The organism is Bartonella doshiae NCTC 12862 = ATCC 700133 (assembly GCF_000278155.1).
GTDB lineage: Bacteria > Pseudomonadota > Alphaproteobacteria > Rhizobiales > Rhizobiaceae > Bartonella > Bartonella doshiae.
Genome location: NZ_JH725096.1, coordinates 161,729 through 176,971 on the forward strand (window position 1 = coordinate 161,729; position 15,243 = coordinate 176,971).

15 protein-coding genes and 1 tRNA gene are annotated in these 15,243 nt (G+C 38.1%); 11 read left to right on the top strand and 5 right to left on the bottom strand.

Annotation, left to right across the window (positions count from 1 at the left end):
- The first annotated feature begins 184 nt into the window (after positions 1-184).
- From MCS_RS05435 to MCS_RS05445, 3 genes are all read left to right on the top strand, one after another.
- A complete protein-coding gene (locus tag MCS_RS05435; RefSeq protein ID WP_004856256.1) occupies positions 185-1,123 on the top strand; it encodes a tyrosine recombinase in 939 nt (312 codons plus the stop codon).
- Between the two features lie 74 nt (positions 1,124-1,197).
- Positions 1,198-2,154 (top strand): acetyl-CoA carboxylase carboxyltransferase subunit alpha, encoded by a 957-nt coding sequence (locus tag MCS_RS05440; protein ID WP_024864151.1) that lies wholly within the window; start codon positions 1,198-1,200, stop codon positions 2,152-2,154.
- 37 nt (positions 2,155-2,191) lie between these two features.
- On the top strand, positions 2,192-2,905 hold the full coding sequence (locus MCS_RS05445; protein ID WP_035451903.1) for a L,D-transpeptidase family protein: 714 nt from the start codon (positions 2,192-2,194) through the stop codon (positions 2,903-2,905).
- A 189-nt stretch (positions 2,906-3,094) separates the two neighbouring features.
- On the opposite strand, the gene MCS_RS05450 is transcribed toward MCS_RS05445, so the two are convergent.
- The 3 genes from MCS_RS05450 to MCS_RS05460 all read right to left on the bottom strand — a co-directional run bounded on the left by MCS_RS05450 (position 3,095) and on the right by MCS_RS05460 (position 6,190).
- Complete coding sequence (locus tag MCS_RS05450) at positions 3,095-4,165, bottom strand: CobW family GTP-binding protein (RefSeq protein WP_004856259.1); 1,071 nt, start codon at positions 4,163-4,165, stop codon at positions 3,095-3,097.
- Positions 4,162-5,268, bottom strand: a complete 1,107-nt coding sequence (locus tag MCS_RS05455; RefSeq protein WP_004856260.1) for a D-alanyl-D-alanine carboxypeptidase family protein — start codon at positions 5,266-5,268, stop codon at positions 4,162-4,164. The genes MCS_RS05450 and MCS_RS05455 overlap by 4 nt, the downstream gene beginning before the upstream one ends.
- A 118-nt stretch (positions 5,269-5,386) precedes the next feature.
- The gene (locus tag MCS_RS05460) at positions 5,387-6,190 is read right to left on the bottom strand and encodes a lysophospholipid acyltransferase family protein (protein WP_035451905.1); all 804 of its coding nucleotides are present in this window, start codon (positions 6,188-6,190) and stop codon (positions 5,387-5,389) included.
- 130 nt (positions 6,191-6,320) lie between these two features.
- Here MCS_RS05460 and thiD point away from each other — a divergent pair, with 130 nt between their 5' ends.
- On the top strand, positions 6,321-7,184 hold the full coding sequence (gene thiD / locus MCS_RS05465; RefSeq protein WP_004856262.1) for a bifunctional hydroxymethylpyrimidine kinase/phosphomethylpyrimidine kinase: 864 nt from the start codon (positions 6,321-6,323) through the stop codon (positions 7,182-7,184).
- A 141-nt stretch (positions 7,185-7,325) separates the two neighbouring features.
- Here thiD and MCS_RS05470 read toward each other — a convergent pair.
- Positions 7,326-7,400: transfer RNA gene (locus tag MCS_RS05470), tRNA-Gly, on the bottom strand.
- 192 nt (positions 7,401-7,592) lie between these two features.
- On the opposite strand from MCS_RS05470, the gene MCS_RS05475 reads away from it, so the two are divergent.
- From MCS_RS05475 to MCS_RS05505, 7 genes are all read left to right on the top strand, one after another.
- On the top strand, positions 7,593-8,558 hold the full coding sequence (locus MCS_RS05475; protein WP_004856263.1) for an ABC transporter substrate-binding protein: 966 nt from the start codon (positions 7,593-7,595) through the stop codon (positions 8,556-8,558).
- 51 nt (positions 8,559-8,609) lie between these two features.
- Positions 8,610-9,506: an ABC transporter permease gene (locus MCS_RS05480; protein ID WP_004856264.1), complete on the top strand. Its 897-nt coding sequence runs from the start codon at positions 8,610-8,612 to the stop codon at positions 9,504-9,506.
- Entirely contained in the window at positions 9,499-10,293 is a 795-nt protein-coding gene (locus tag MCS_RS05485; protein ID WP_004856265.1) for an ABC transporter ATP-binding protein, read from the top strand. Before MCS_RS05480 ends, MCS_RS05485 begins: the two co-directional genes overlap by 8 nt.
- Positions 10,294-10,297: 4 nt before the next feature.
- Complete coding sequence (gene holA / locus MCS_RS05490) at positions 10,298-11,341, top strand: DNA polymerase III subunit delta (RefSeq protein ID WP_004856266.1); 1,044 nt, start codon at positions 10,298-10,300, stop codon at positions 11,339-11,341.
- 490 nt (positions 11,342-11,831) lie between these two features.
- Positions 11,832-12,770, top strand: coding sequence for a prephenate/arogenate dehydrogenase family protein (locus MCS_RS05495; RefSeq protein ID WP_004856267.1), 939 nt, complete (start codon positions 11,832-11,834; stop codon positions 12,768-12,770).
- A 395-nt stretch (positions 12,771-13,165) separates the two neighbouring features.
- On the top strand, positions 13,166-14,020 hold the full coding sequence (locus MCS_RS05500) for a YihY/virulence factor BrkB family protein (RefSeq protein WP_004856271.1): 855 nt from the start codon (positions 13,166-13,168) through the stop codon (positions 14,018-14,020).
- A 9-nt stretch (positions 14,021-14,029) separates the two neighbouring features.
- A complete protein-coding gene (locus MCS_RS05505; RefSeq protein WP_004856272.1) occupies positions 14,030-14,533 on the top strand; it encodes a YaiI/YqxD family protein in 504 nt (167 codons plus the stop codon).
- Here MCS_RS05505 and MCS_RS05510 read toward each other — a convergent pair.
- Complete coding sequence (locus MCS_RS05510) at positions 14,530-15,231, bottom strand: TlpA disulfide reductase family protein (RefSeq protein WP_004856274.1); 702 nt, start codon at positions 15,229-15,231, stop codon at positions 14,530-14,532. The genes MCS_RS05505 and MCS_RS05510 overlap by 4 nt on opposite strands.
- Positions 15,232-15,243 lie beyond the last annotated feature (12 nt).

Sequence of the window (15,243 nt, forward strand, 5' to 3'; positions counted from 1 at the left end):
TTTAGATAGTTCTATTGTATCATGCCAACATTAACCAGACTTTTAATAATTCTTTTTATTTCGCTTGCTGTTCTTTTCGGTATAATGGTAACTCTTGTCGTCTGGGTTGAGCCGGTAACAGTAGATATGTTTATCGATGTTCCTTTAAATTCATCCAATCTTTCTTTGAAAGTGAATCAATGAAATGAAAAGTGGTGCTATGATAGATCATTTTCTTGAGATGATGAGTGCGGAGCGAGGAGCTTCCGCGCATACGCTTGCAGCATATCAGTATGATTTACAGTGGGCACAAGACAAACTGTCTTCACACTCTGTTTCACTTTTTTCAGCCCAAAGAAAAGATTTAGTTGGTCTTTTTGCGCTTATGCATACTCTTGGTTTTGCAGCATCCTCACAAGCGCGTCGTTTATCGACTTTGCGTCAGTTTTATCAATTTCTTTATGCGGAAGGATTGAGAAAAGACGATCCTTCCAACGATATTGATGCACCTCGTCAAAAGCGCCCTTTACCTAAGGTTATCAATGAAAATGCAGTGACAAAATTGCTTGATTTTGCACAATTGGAGGTTAATCAAGCAGATTCAGGCTCTAAAGATTATCTCCGTGCATTGCGTCTTCAGCTGTTAAGCGAAATGCTGTATGCAACAGGATTACGCATTAGTGAGTTGGTAAGTCTTCCGGTGCAGGCAGTTCGTGGGAAGGGATTTTGTATTTTGGTTCGTGGTAAGGGCAAAAAAGAAAGAATGGTATTGTTGTCAAAAAAAGCGTACCAAGTTCTTTCGCAGTGGTTAAAATTACGTGATCAAGGAAAAAATTCAGCGAGTCTTTATCTTTTTCCAGCGCGCTCAGAGACGGGATATATTGCTCGTCAGTTTGTTGCACGGGAGTTGAAAAGTCTCGCTAGAAGGGCTGGGATTAAAAGCGATAGATTTTCTCCTCATGTGTTGCGTCATGCTTTTGCTAGCCATCTTTTGCAAAATGGTGCAGATTTGCGTGCTGTGCAACATTTGTTAGGTCATTCTGATATTGCTACTACTCAGATTTACACACATGTTTTAGAATCAGGGCTCTATCGTTTAGTTAATGAGCATCATCCACTTGCTGATGAGCAGGAGGCTAGGTAAAAAGTAGTGTTTTTGAAAAATACTTTATAAAACGAATTATAAGTATATAAGTCACACCAGATAAGATGGGTACAATGTATAATTATCTTGATTTTGAAAAACCAGTTGCTGATCTTGATGGGAAAATTCTTGAATTAAAAAAGATTTCTCAAGAAGAAGGTAGTCTTGATATGAGCGATGAGATTGCGCGTCTTGAAATGCGTTCTCAAACGGCTTTACGCGATATTTATAGAAAGTTATCGCCATGGCAAAAAACACAAGTGGCTCGTCACCCTGATCGTCCCCATTTTATGGATTATTCTGCGCGTTTGCTAAGTGATGTTACACCTTTGGCAGGAGATCGCAAGTTTGCTGAAGATGAGGCTATTCAAGCAGGTTTTGCTCGCTTTAAAGGTGAAGCAGTTGCGTACATAGGTCAGGAGAAAGGTCACGATACGCAAACTCGTTTGCGTTATAATTTTGGTTCTGCACGTCCAGAAGGGTATCGCAAAGCTGTACGTATTATGGAAATGGCGGATCGTTTTGGCTTGCCACTCCTCACTTTTGTGGATACAGCAGGGGCGTATCCTGGTGTGAGCGCTGAAGAGCGCGGTCAAGCAGAAGCAATTGCTCAGTCAACAGCAGCGACTTTACGTTTAAAGGTTCCTGTTGTTTCGGTCGTTATTGGAGAAGGGGGATCAGGAGGAGCGATAGCAATTGCTGCAGCTAACAAAGTTTATATGCTAGAGCATGCAATTTATTCTGTTATTTCTCCAGAAGGCGCAGCTTCTATTTTATGGCGTGATCCAACGCGGGCAAAAGATGCCGCAATGAATATGCGTATTACCGCTCAAGATCTGTACCAGTTAAAAATTATTGATGGTATTATTCCAGAGCCTTTAGGAGGTGCACATCGAGATAAAGAGGCTGTGATTGATGCTGCCGGAAATATCATCTCTGTTGCTCTAAAGTCTATGGCGGGAAAAGATGGTGAAACTCTTAAACAGGAACGTTGGGAAAAATATCTTCAAATTGGTCGATCATTAGCATAGGACGTTTATGAGGGGTTATGATAGGTTGGAGTTTTTTATGATATTCAACAGATTCCTCGTAGTGTGTGTTTTGGTTACAATTGGAGTTTTAACAGCATGTAAAGAGAGGTTGCCAGCTTCTATTAAGGCTAAAGTTGAGCAACCATTACCGCAAGAAATCCAAAATAGAATGGTTTTGTACAATATTGATCTTTATGCGCCGATTATGATGCGTTTTTTTAAGGAAGAAAATATTGCCGAAATTTGGAAACAGTCCCGTTCAGGGTCTTTTGTTCTGGTAGCTCGCTATGATATTTGCAAATGGTCAGGCCAGCTTGGACCTAAATATAAGGAAGGAGATCTGCAAACACCGGAAGGCTTTTATCTTGTTAGCGCAAACCAGATGAATCCTTATTCGCAATATTATCTTGCTTTTAATATTGGTTTTCCTAACCTTTATGATCAAATGCATGGTCGTACAGGAAGCAATCTTATGGTGCATGGTTCGTGCTTTTCTGCTGGTTGTTATTCCATGACTGATGTTAATATGGCACAGATTTATGCTTTTGCACGTGACGCTTTTAGAGGCGGGCAGAGAGAATTTCAGTTGCAAGCTTTTCCTTTTCGCATGACTGATGCTAATATGGCACGCCATCGCGATAATCCTCATTATCAATTTTGGGTTATGCTCAAGAAAGGTTATGATTTTTTTGAGGAAAATCGTAAACCCCCAAGAGTTTGGGCTTATGAAAAGCGTTATGTTTTCAACTAAAATACAAAAAACTTAAGTTTTTCTCATGTTGTAAGTCTTAAAAGAGAGATTTCTTGGCATTTTTGAAATGCTTTATTTTTTAGTGTGTGAGCGTTTATGGTGTTCTCTTGTATAGGGCATGTGGAAGAACGTGTCTGAAAATACGCATTATTTTTCATCAAAGATTTTTATGGATTGACGAGGAAGAAACTAAAATTTTATTCCTGGAATGACTAAAGGGTTATCTAATATAGCGGTTTTATCTGCGGTATCTATTGTTGGTTTATTTAAAAAAGCATCGAAGAGTTTTTGTATTGCTTGTTTTTCAACACCATCGGCAATGATGACAAAACGCGTTTGTGTGATTCCTTTTGGCCATGCGGATAATCTTATTGGCGGATGAAAAAACGTCTGTATCCCATGTAATACAAGAGGGCGATGAAGGTCATCACGCAAGGCGATAATTGCTTTAATACGTAGTAATTTTTTGCCATAGAGGTTTGTTAGAAGATCTAAAAAAGCTTCTACAGTTACGTAATCAATAGGCTCTTCACACTCTAGGGAAAAAGCACGGATGTTCCATTGGTACGTATGGTTATACGGAGCAAAAGTGTATTGTTGTTTAAGTTCCGTATTTTTTTCTTTTTCATCCCATGATGTTTTACTTATTAATGCACTTGAGCGGCTGTGATCAGAATGGACATCAATGATGTGCGCTGTAGGATTAATTGTTTTGAGAGTACTGATGAGTGTATCTAAGGGCGTTTTTTGGTCAATAAGATCTGTTTTTGTGAGTATAATTTTGTCAGCAAGCGCTAATTGTTTTTGTATTTCAGGATAGTGTTCAATTATAGAAGGCGTATTTAATGTATCAAATGTTGTAAGAACAGCGTCTATGGATAATGTTTGCATTAAGAGTGGGTGGCTTAGGAGAGCTTGTAAAATGGGAATTGGATCAGCGACACCTGTTGTTTCAATGATGATGCGATTGAGTTGTTTAAGATGTCCTGTATGAATGCGATCAATTAAATTAATTACTGTATCAATAAGGTCACTGCGTAAATTGCAGCATAAGCAACCATTTGCGAGTTCGATGATTCCTTCTGTCGTTTTTTCAACCAGAAGGTGGTCTATACTGACCGCACCAAACTCATTTATGATAACAGCACACTCAGCCAAAAGAGGGTCTTGCAGCAGGCGATTGAGTAAAGTTGTTTTTCCAGAGCCTAAAAAGCCTGTAATAAGTGTAAGAGGAATGCGCTTTGTTTTCGTTTTCGTCATTGAGTGTACTTTATGGGCTTTTTCATAGGGCGCTTTGTTTGTTTTTTATGCAAAATGTGAGGTTTTTTAAGGGGCTTTTCTTTGAATGTAAGCGTAGGTGGTGCACTAATGAGTCGTACCGGTAAAGGGGGAGCAAAAGAAGGTGTAGCAGTGATAAAAGGTGAAGTAAGAATAATGTTTCCTTGTTTATCGTAAGAGTTTAAGTTTATTTTAGCAGCCTCAGGCGTACAAGTTTGTTTTCTCATATCAGTTGCTTGTGTCATTTTGGTTCCATAGGGGCCTAGTGTTGCTAATGTTAATTGAAGCGTTCCTTGGTGAGAAAATCCTGTATCAAGGAGCTGAGCGGCTTTTTCTTCTCTTTCAATTACGGTATTAGATCCTAAAATTACTGCAATAATTGTGCGTTTATTGCGGGTCGCTGAGGCAACAAGATTGAAACCAGAGGCACAAATAAAACCTGTTTTCATGCCGTCTATGCCATCAAAACGACCAATGAGATTATTCGAATTGTGTTGGATTTTTCGTTTGTTACCGAAATCAATTGCTGGAATCGAAAAATAATGGGCATATTGAGGAAATTCTCTACGGATCTGAACCGCCAAAAGAGCAATATCGCGTGCTGTAGAATAATTATATGGGTCTGGTAAGCCGCTTGCATTAGAAAAATGGGTTCCAAACATGCCTAAGCGTTGCGCTTCAGCATTCATTTGTTGCACAAAAGCTTCTTCTGAACCTGCAACAGCTTCACTCATGGCAATGGCCAGATCATTGGTGGATTTAACCAAAGTAATACTTAAAGCTGTATCAAGCGTAAGAACAGAACCTGCTTTATATCCTGAACGGTATGCGGGAGCTTTTGCTGCATATTCGCTGATAGTGATGTGTTTGTTTAGAGAAATTTCACCTCGGCTTATGGCGCGAAAAATGACATAAGTAGTCATTAATTTTGTTAAAGAAGCAGGATACCAGCGCTCAAAGGCTTGGTTATGTTCTAAGATACGTCCGGTTGCGACATCAACAGAGATAAAGGGATGTGCGAGAGCTAGAGTACTCGTCAAACTTAGAATAAAAGATAAAAACAAGTTATAAAATAATTGCCGCATTAAATGAGTTCCATATCTTCTTATTTATGTTTATAACTTAGAACTACTTCAATGTAGCACACGATATTTTTCTGTCCATAATAGAGAAAATAGATGGTTAATAACGTGCTAAGTCTTTTCAATCATGACTAATATGACTAAGTTTTTGAAGTCTTTTAATAGCAGAAGGTGGCATAGGAGGAGAGTTCGGATCTTGAGCGGCTAATACAAGTAATTCATCACAGGCTTTTTCTGTCTTTTGGATAAGTTGGTCTAGAAAATCTTTTTTGGTTAAACCAACTTCTATGGGGGGAAGAATGCGAACGCGGATTGTTCCGGGGTAGCGGCGAAAATTGTTACGTGGCCAATATAAACCGGCATTATGTGCAATGGGAACAACTTGAAGTCCTAACTCATTATAAAGAGCAACAATTCCTGATTTATAATTTGGCTCTTGTCCGGGTTGTCGGCGTGTCCCTTCGGGAAATATCAGGATTTGGCGCCCTTGCTGTGTTTTTTCTTTTGCTTTTTGTATGATGATTTTTAGAGCTTTAATAGGTGTTGTCCTATTAATGGGAATAATTTGTGTTTTTGCCATGTACCAGCCAAAAAATGGAATCCATGTTAATTCACGTTTTAAGATGAGAGCAGGGTCGTCAAAATAGGGAACAAGGCTGAAGGTTTCCCATGCGGATTGATGTTTAGGAGCTATGATATATGCTCCCTTAGGGAGATTTTCTAATCCTTCAATTTCATAGTTTGTACCGGCAATATATTTTTGCAAAAAAAGTGTAACACGCGCCCATATTTTGGGTACAATCCATGCTTGTTTGCGTGGCATTAAAAAATAAACCGGAGCATAAAGAATCATTTGTATGAAAGTGGTTGTATAAAAAGCGAACGTGAAAAGAAGAGAACGAAGGATCAGCACTACATTTTCCATTTTATATCTACAAAAACACTTTGTATATAACGTATTTTATATGAGAAAACATCTCTCTTTATGTTTTTTCAAAGATCTATTTTTAGGGAAAACTATTTCCCAATATTGTAAAACATAAGGAAAGAAGTTGATGAAACAACGCGGTAACCAAAACACTCTTTTTATTCCACGGATTTTATCTATTGCGGGGACTGATCCTTCTGGTGGTGCTGGAATGCAGGCAGATTTGAAGGTTTTTTCAGCCATGAAGACTTATGGTATGAGTGTGGTTACAGCTGTTGTTGCACAAAATACCCAGGGTGTGCATGCTTTTCAGGCATTGGATGCCTCTTTTGTTGCTGATCAAATTGATTCTGTTTTTGAGGATATTCATGTTGATGCTGTTAAAATTGGTATGGTTGCAAATGCTCAGATTGCACGGGTTATTGCAGAGCGTCTTGCTTATTACAAAGCGCCTTTCATTGTTTTTGATCCTGTTATGGTGGCAAAAAGTGGCGATGTTCTTTTAAAGCCTGATACAGTTGAAATTATGCGTGATGTTCTTGTGCCGATGTCAACACTTATTACGCCTAATTTGCCTGAGGCTGCGATGTTGTTAGAACGTGAAGTACCATGGTCGTTAGAAGCAATGTATCATTATGGTCCACAGCTTTTGGAACTAGGGTGTCGTGCTGTTTTGTTGAAGGGAGGGCATTTGAATGTTTTTAGCCAAAAAGGGACAGTGAATCACGATTGTTCTAGTCCAGATCTTTATTGTGATTCTGAGGGTCTTGTAATGCTAGAAGCTTCTCGTCTCACAACAATTCATGATCACGGTACAGGCTGTACCATTTCAGCGGCGATTGCTGCTTTGTTGCCTACAAAACCTTTGGTTTCTGCGGTTAAAATAGCAAAAGACTATTTGAATGGCGCTTTATCCGCTTCAAATGCTTTGCAAGTGGGAAAAGGACGTGGACCACTACATCATTTTTATGAATTATGGAAGAATGAATAAAGCGATTAATAGCTAAGAACGAAGAAATTTTACTCTATCATTCGTTTCACTGCGAAGCTTTATTTACAGGGATGTTATATAAAGACCCATAAATATAAGCTGATTAATACAAAAATCCATGAATAATAGAATAAGAACTAATGGAGCGGGCGATGGGATTCGAACCCACGACCCCAACCTTGGCAAGGTTGTGCTCTACCCCTGAGCTACACCCGCTCACTGATATGAAACATCTTTTGTTCCAGATGTTGCTTGTATGGCTTAGGCTTCACTGAATTGCAACAAAAAAATAACATCTCAGTTTGATTTATTGTGTGAATATTTCAAAAATGGAAATAAGGATTGATTTTATACATACTCTTCAATAAGTTGTTTCCTTTTCAGTTGTTGAAAAAGGGGTGGAGTAAAATGTCGAAAATTGTGAGAATATGTATTGCTATTGTGGCTATTTTTGTCATGAGCAGTTTTGTAAAAGCGAAAGATCATGTTAAAATTGCACTTACACAAATTATGCTACATCCTGCTGCGGATGCAGTTCGCAAAGGAGTTGAAGATACACTAGAAAAAAATGGATATAAGCAGGGTGAAAATTTACAATTGACTTTTTTATCAGCGCAGGGAAACATTTCTACAGCAACACAAATTGCACGTAAATTTGTTGGTGATAAACCCGATGTTATCGTTGCGATTACTACCACTTCAGCACAAACAATGGTGGCAGCAACAAAAACAATTCCTATTATTTTTGCTGCGATTTCTGATCCTATCGAAGCAAAAGTTGTGTCTTCGCTTGTTAAGCCTGGTGAGAACGTGACAGGAGTTTCTGATCGTATTGATCTTGCAGAAAATCTGCGGATTTTGCGGGAAGTAAAACCAGATTTGAAAAAGCTTGGTTATCTTTATAATGCGTCTGAGGCGAACTCCGTTGCGACTCTTAAAAGTTTGCAAGATTTAGCAGATAAGGTGGGAATCGAAATTGTTTCTTCATCAGCGCCAAAACCTTCCGATGTTCAAGCGGCAGCACGGGCTTTAGTCGGTAAAGTAGATATTATTTTTATTCCTGCGGATAATACAGTTCTCTCAGTTTTAGAAGGTGCAGCGAAAGTTGCACGTGAAACAAATATTCCTTTGTTTACTGTTGATTCGAATACGATTGGTCGCGGGCCTTTTATGACGCAGGGTGTGAATTTTTATAATGTAGGCGTTGATGCTGGAAAACTGGTTTTACGTATTTTAAATGGTGAAAAACCTGGTGATATTGATGTTATGTATTCTGCAAATGATAATATTATGATTGATATGAAAGCAGCGAAAGAGACAGGTATTACAATTCCACGGGCAGTTCTTGAACGTGCAACAAAAGTTATTCAATAAATTTTTTGTGAAAGGATAGACTACATAATTCCTCGTGGAGGGGGTATTTAAATGAATATATTTGCTTTTTTTGGAGCTTTGGAATTAGGACTTATTTATGCTTTTGTTGCGGTTGGAGTTTATCTTTCTTTTCGTGTTTTAGATTTTCCTGATTTGACGGTTGATGGCTCCTTTCTTCTTGGATCATGTGTTTGTGGTGTTTTGATTCTTTTGGGTTTTAATGCGTGGATTGCGATACTATGTGCTTTTTGTGCAGGAATGGCGGCGGGTTTATTAACGGCTTTTTTAAATTTGCAATTTGGTATTTTGAACCTTTTAGCTTCAATTCTTACCATGTCTGCTCTTTATACCGTTAACCTTCGTATTATGGGAATTACGGGGGGATCGAGTGTTAATTTGGCGCGTTCTGATACAGCTTTAACGCCTTTTTATGGTCTCTTTGGTCTTTCTGACATTTTTGTGCGCCCGCTTTTTGTGGGGTGTGTTTTGTTGATTGTTGTCTTTTTTCTTTGGCGTTTTTTGGAAAGTGAAAAAGGTCTTGCTATGCGGGCAATGGGGGCTAATCCACGGATGGCGACAGCGCAAGGAATTCACACATCAGCATTGATTTATTTTGGTATGGGGCTTTCAAATGCATGTGTAGCGCTTGGAGGTTCTCTTTATATCCAAACAGCAATTGCTACAGATATTACAGGGGGGGCTGGTACGATTGTTTTCGGTTTGGCGGCGGTTATTATTGGCGAAACTTTATTTCGTACACGCAATATTTTTTGGATTATTATTGGTTGTATTATGGGATCAGTCCTTTACCGTGTTGTGGTGCAATTTGCATTTGAAGCAAATAATTTTGGTATTAATACCTCAACGGATCTTCAGTTGATCACAGCGCTTTTGGTCGCTTTTACCCTTATTGTACCACGCATTTTGGAAAGACGTAAACATGATTGAGTTTTCTCATGTCGGAGTTACTTTTAAACCGCACACACCTCTTGAAAAACAGGCTTTGATTAATATTAATCTTAAAGTTGAACAGGGAAGTTTTGTTACAGTTATTGGTTCAAATGGCGCTGGTAAATCAACTTTGTTGGGTGTTTTATCGGGTGCATTGTTACCTACAGAAGGGCAAGTAATTATAAATGGGCAAGATGTTTCTTGTCAATCAATCAGCGAGCGAGCTGGTAAAGTTGCTTGTGTTTTTCAAGATTCGTTAATAGGAAGTTGTAGCTCTTTGACGATTGAAGAAAATTTAGCTCTTGCAGCTCTTCGGGGAAGTCGTCGTAGTTTTCGTTCGGCTTTGACACGTGAGAAACGGCAATTTTTTCAAGATAAAATTGCTCAATTAGGCCTTGGTCTTGAAAAGTATCTTCATAATCGTATGGACAGCTTATCTGGTGGACAGCGTCAAGCAGTTTGTCTTGTCATGGCTACTTTAGCGCACGCAGATGTCTTATTGCTTGATGAACATACTTCGGCATTAGATCCAGGAATGGCTGATTTTGTAATGCGTTTGACAGAAAATATTATTGAAGAGAAGAAGTTAACTACTATCATGGTGACGCATTCTATGCGTCAAGCCCTTGATCATGGAGATCGGACATTGATGTTACATGGTGGAGAAGTGATTTTAGATGTATGCCACGAGGAACGTAAAGGCCTTAATGTAAATGATTTACTTGGTATGTTTCAGAAAATTCGTGGGGAGGTTCTTGATAATGATGAACTTTTAATGGATTAATATTTTGGCTCAGAAAAAAGCACATGAAGTTGATGGTTTTTTAACACGTTTTTCGCGGTCTTTTCCTATTATTCTCATTTATGGTCCAGATCGTGGTCTTGTTTGTGAACGTGCACAGCGTTTTGCTAAGTTGACAAAGGTAGCATTAGAAGATCCCTTTTCGACAATTCGTTTAGATGCTGCTGAGATTGATAAAGATCCTATCCGTTTGGAAAATGAAGCACGTACTTTATCGCTCTTTGGGGGAGATCGTTTGATTTGGGTCTCTCATGGTGTAAATCAAAAAGGCTTTCTTACAGCATTGAAACTTTTAATCGAGAAACCACCAGAAGCGTGTTTTATTCTTATTGAAGCTGGAGATTTGAAAAAAGGAACAGGGCTGCGCAATATTATTGAAACGGCATCAAATACTATGGCTTTACCCTGTTTTGCAGATGATGCGCGTTCTCTTGATGGTTTAATTGATGACGTTTTAGGACATTTTAAAAAGACGCTTTCTTTAGAAGCACGTAAGTGGTTACGCGAAAGTTTGGGAGGAGATCGTCTCGTATCACGGGGTGAATTGGAGAAGCTTTGTCTTTATGCATCAGATTCTCATATTACTCTTGAAGATGTAAAAGCTGTTGTGAGCAATGTGAGTGTTTTTTCTCAAGATGAAGTAATTGATGCTTTGTTATTGGGCGATATAGCAGGTTTTGAGGATCATTTTAACCGACATGCAGCAATGGGTACACTTTTTTTTATTTTGAGTACGGCGCAAAGGCATTTTCAGCAGTTACAGCTTTTGCGTTATCAAGTGGAAGTTGAAGGAATGCCTCCTTTTACAGTGGTTTCTCAAGCGCGACCGCCGATTTTTTTTCAACGAAAAAAAATCGTTGAACAAGCTTTAAAATATTGGAAACTTGAGTATATCTCTTACGCCATGGAAAAAATTCAAAATGCTGTGTTAGACAGCCGTAAAAATCCACTTTTAAGTGAAGCTATCACTCGTCAGGCTCTCTTAGGACTTACAATTGGTGTGCGGGCGCCAGGTGGTGTCTTAAAGTGATTGGCAGTATTCGCTACATTGTTTGGGACATATTGTGTGTTGTAGTTGTTCCCATTTTATGCAAAGATTTTGTTTTATAAATAATTTTTTCTCTCATTTATTTTTTTGAAGGATGGATTTTCTGTATATTTGTTTGGTAAAATTATCAACATTTGAAAAAATATATTTGATTGTTTTTATCGTAAGACGTGCCTGAGATTCTCCCGAGTGTTTTAAAAGAAAATGAGTGATGTTTTACGTGAAATAATGTTCTAATTAGCCAAGAACTTGTAAATACATGTTTGTCTTGTGATGTATGCTTGTAAGCAATCAATTAACAAGCTCTGTTGTTAGGTGTTCTATTTTCTGTCATAAATTTTGTTTTAGCCATTGTGATGCATTTTCTTGTCAGTTGTGTTTTTTTATGTTTGATACAGAACTCTTGAACAGGAGGACAGGTAAATTATGGCTTTTGCAATTGTATTTTTATTGCCGTTTTTAAAGGTGAAAAATGCTTCATATTCCATTTGAAAAAATAGCACTTATTGGGATAGGTCTTATTGGTTCTTCTTTGGCAAGAGTGATTAAAAAGAAAGATCTTGCGGCTCATATTTCTATTGCAACACGTCGTCAAGAAACTTTGCAAAGGGCGCGTGAATTAGAGCTTGGAGATTTTTATACAACCAATAATGCAGAAGCTGCTGAAGGAGCAGATCTTGTGATTGTTTCTGTTCCTGTTGGAGCAAGTGCTGAGGTGGCCAAAACCATTTGTGATCATCTAAAGCCGGGGGCGATTGTGAGTGATGTTGGCTCGACAAAAGCATTGGTTATTGCAGAAATGGCACCTTTATTGCCCAAAACAGTTCATTTTATTCCTGGTCATCCAATTGCTGGAACAGAATATTCTGGACCTGATGCTGGCTTTGCTGATTTGTTTGTAAATCGCTGGTGTATTTTAACACCTTTTGCTGAAAGTGATGCTGCGGCTGTTGCAAAACTGACGGCTTTTTGGGAAGCCTGTGGTGCGCGTGTTGAGAAGATGGATCCTAAACATCATGATCTTGTTTTGGCGATTGTTTCGCATTTGCCACATTTGATTGCTTATAATACTGTCGGGACGGCCAGTGATTTAGAAAAAGTGACAAATTCAGAAGTGATTGCTTATTCTGCTTCAGGTTTTCGTGATTTTACGCGTTTAGCATCATCTGATCCTGTTATGTGGAGAGACATTTGTTTGCATAATAAGGGTGCTATTTTAGAAATGTTGAGCCGTTTTCGTGAAGGACTTACTTTTTTAGAACAGGCAATTCGTTTGGGAGATGGTGAAACACTGTTTAATTTTTTTACACGTACACGTGCTGTACGCCGCAATATCATTGCTGCTGGACAGGAAATTGATGCACCTGATTTTGGACGCCAAAATCTTTCTAAAGAGGACGGGGAAAAATGAAGGATTTTTTGTTGAGCTTTGCTAGCTGGAAACTCATAGTCCTTGAGTCATGGATTGCTATAAAGAAGGTTAATAATTATTTAAGTACAGTTAATCAAGCTTCAAAAGTTTTTATTGGTGCAAGAGGAATATTTATAACAGAGTATGCATTGAGGGGGACTATTTAGATAATCTCGTGTACTCTATTGGTGCTTCATTGTTCTCCAGATCTTTATCCTTTTTAGTGTGTATTGCGTAAAATTTTTTGCTTTGTTCTTATCAATTTTGGTACAGAGTGAGGCTTGACCATATTGATTATTGTCCTTTATACTACAGAAGTATTTCTTTTAGGGGTTTTCTAATTTTTATAAAGCTTAGCTAGATTGAGGTAGAGAGTTACCAGAAAGTATTAAGATTTGTTAAGAAATATCTTTTGGTATAGCTATCGTATTTTTGGTGATGCACTAAGCCACTATTGGCGTGATAATGGTAGCGCTTTTGCAAGCCATGTTGCGCTTTCAGGACTTTTGGCATTGTTTCCTTTTTTTATTTTTGGAACATCGCTTGCCAGTTTTATGGGTGCTTTTACATATACGCCGCAAAAAATTAAAGCGCTTGTACAGTTATTGCCAGATATCATTGCGGAGCCTTTATCTAAGGAAATTGTCAATGTCTTAACAGTTCAGCGAGGAGGTGTGTTGACGATTTCTGTTATTGGAGCAGCTTATTTTGCTTCTAATGGTATTGAAGCTTTGCGTGCAGCCTTAAATAAAGCTTATCGTGTTGTTGATCGACGTAGTTTATTGTTGTGTCGTTTTCAAAGTTTATTTTTTGTGATCCTTGGAGCCATTGCTCTTGTTGTCATTAGCTTTTTGTTGGTTTTAACACCTTTGCTGATAAAAATTACACAACGTCACCCTTTTTTCATTACCGAATATATTGGTATTATTCGTTTGTGGCGCTACATTATTGCAGCCGTTTTTTTATTTGTAAGTCTTTTGATTGTTCATAAATGGCTTCCAGCAGGGCAACGGAAATTTATGGATATTTTGCCAGGAATCTTGGTAACAATGTTTGTTTGGTTTATGGCTTCCATTGCTTTTGCACAGTATTTAACAATGTTTGATTATATTTCTACCTATGCGGGGTTAGCCTCTATTATGGTTGCCATAATTTTTCTTTACATATTGAGCGCAATTTTTATTTTAGGTGGTGAAATAAACGCGGCGATTATGTTTTATCGAAATCATTTGCAACATTCGGATAAGTGAAAGAATTTGATGTTGCGTGAAGATCAGAAAATAAATACACAAATAAAACCTGCTATTACTTTGTTTATTGATGCAGATGCTTGTCCTGTAAAAGCTGAAGTTTATCGTGTTATGAATCGTTATCAGCTAAAAACATTTGTTGTTGCAAATCGCTTTATTTCTCTTCCAGATGAAGTACTTATTGAAAGGGTAGTTGTTGCCGGTGGGCTTGATTGTGCTGATGATTGGATTGTAGAACATGTGCATGAAGCGAGTATCGTTATTACTAGTGATATTCCTTTAGCAGCACGGGTTGTGCGGGCTGGAGGTGTTTGTCTCTCACCAAGGGGGCGTATTTTTGATGTAAACTCAATCGGTCCAGCTTTTGCAATGCGTAATTTGATGGAGGATTTGCGAGGACAAGGTAATATAACAGGGGGACCTTGTCCTTTTTCTCCTAAAGATCGTTCTGTTTTTTTATCAGCATTAGATCTTGTTATACAGCGTTTGAAACGGCGCGGTTATGACAGTTAGTATGTTGCTTCTATAACTGCTTTTATGAGCGCTTTGGCATCGTCATTAGCCCATGGAGCAGCGCCATTGAATGAAGCAATAAGATATCCTTCTTTATCTATGAGGAGTGTTATGGGTAATCCTAAAGCGAGTCCTTGTTGTCTTATATTGTTGAAAACAGCCATTGTTTCATCGTGGTAGTAAAGCAGATTATCAGCATGAACGTTTTGTAAAAATTGTTGAATTTTTTCAGGAGAAGCTGTTTTATCAATATTAATGGCGATTACATCGAAATTTTTTCCTCCAAATTCTCGTTTTAATTGCGCCAATTCTGGCATTTCTATGCGGCATGGTAGACACCAGATAGCCCATAAATTAACCAACAATGGTTTTCCGTTAAATTCAGAAAGTTTGTGTTTTTTTCCTTGTATATCCTTAAAAGAAAGTTGATTCATGTCTGATGGCGTATCAGCAAAACGCATGTGTGCAAAAAAGCCTTTCGCCGCTTTTTTTATTGCTAACATTTTTTCTTTTTGTATTGTTTGGATATTCTCTCTTGGAATAGAGTGAGTAAAGAAAGATGCGATCTTGTTATGGGAGTCTTTTATTGCGTATAAGCTTATAGCAATTAAGATTACGGCAATAATAAAGAAGGATGCGATGAAGAATTGTACTTTTTTGTTCTTCTTTTTTCGGTTTGTGATAGTTTGATGAATCATAATTTTTATTCC

Coding starts and splice junctions, on each gene's coding strand:
- MCS_RS05485 (WP_004856265.1), top strand. CDS start 9,499: ATGATTGAGTTTTCTCATGTCGGAGTTACTTTTAAACCGCACACACCT.
- MCS_RS05480 (WP_004856264.1), top strand. CDS start 8,610: ATGAATATATTTGCTTTTTTTGGAGCTTTGGAATTAGGACTTATTTAT.
- MCS_RS05505 (WP_004856272.1), top strand. CDS start 14,030: ATGTTGCGTGAAGATCAGAAAATAAATACACAAATAAAACCTGCTATT.
- MCS_RS05510 (WP_004856274.1), bottom strand. CDS start 15,231: ATGATTCATCAAACTATCACAAACCGAAAAAAGAAGAACAAAAAAGTA.
- MCS_RS05460 (WP_035451905.1), bottom strand. CDS start 6,190: ATGGAAAATGTAGTGCTGATCCTTCGTTCTCTTCTTTTCACGTTCGCT.
- MCS_RS05440 (WP_024864151.1), top strand. CDS start 1,198: ATGTATAATTATCTTGATTTTGAAAAACCAGTTGCTGATCTTGATGGG.
- MCS_RS05495 (WP_004856267.1), top strand. CDS start 11,832: ATGCTTCATATTCCATTTGAAAAAATAGCACTTATTGGGATAGGTCTT.
- MCS_RS05445 (WP_035451903.1), top strand. CDS start 2,192: ATGATATTCAACAGATTCCTCGTAGTGTGTGTTTTGGTTACAATTGGA.
- thiD (WP_004856262.1), top strand. CDS start 6,321: ATGAAACAACGCGGTAACCAAAACACTCTTTTTATTCCACGGATTTTA.
- MCS_RS05455 (WP_004856260.1), bottom strand. CDS start 5,268: ATGCGGCAATTATTTTATAACTTGTTTTTATCTTTTATTCTAAGTTTG.
- MCS_RS05475 (WP_004856263.1), top strand. CDS start 7,593: ATGTCGAAAATTGTGAGAATATGTATTGCTATTGTGGCTATTTTTGTC.
- MCS_RS05450 (WP_004856259.1), bottom strand. CDS start 4,165: ATGACGAAAACGAAAACAAAGCGCATTCCTCTTACACTTATTACAGGC.
- MCS_RS05435 (WP_004856256.1), top strand. CDS start 185: ATGAAAAGTGGTGCTATGATAGATCATTTTCTTGAGATGATGAGTGCG.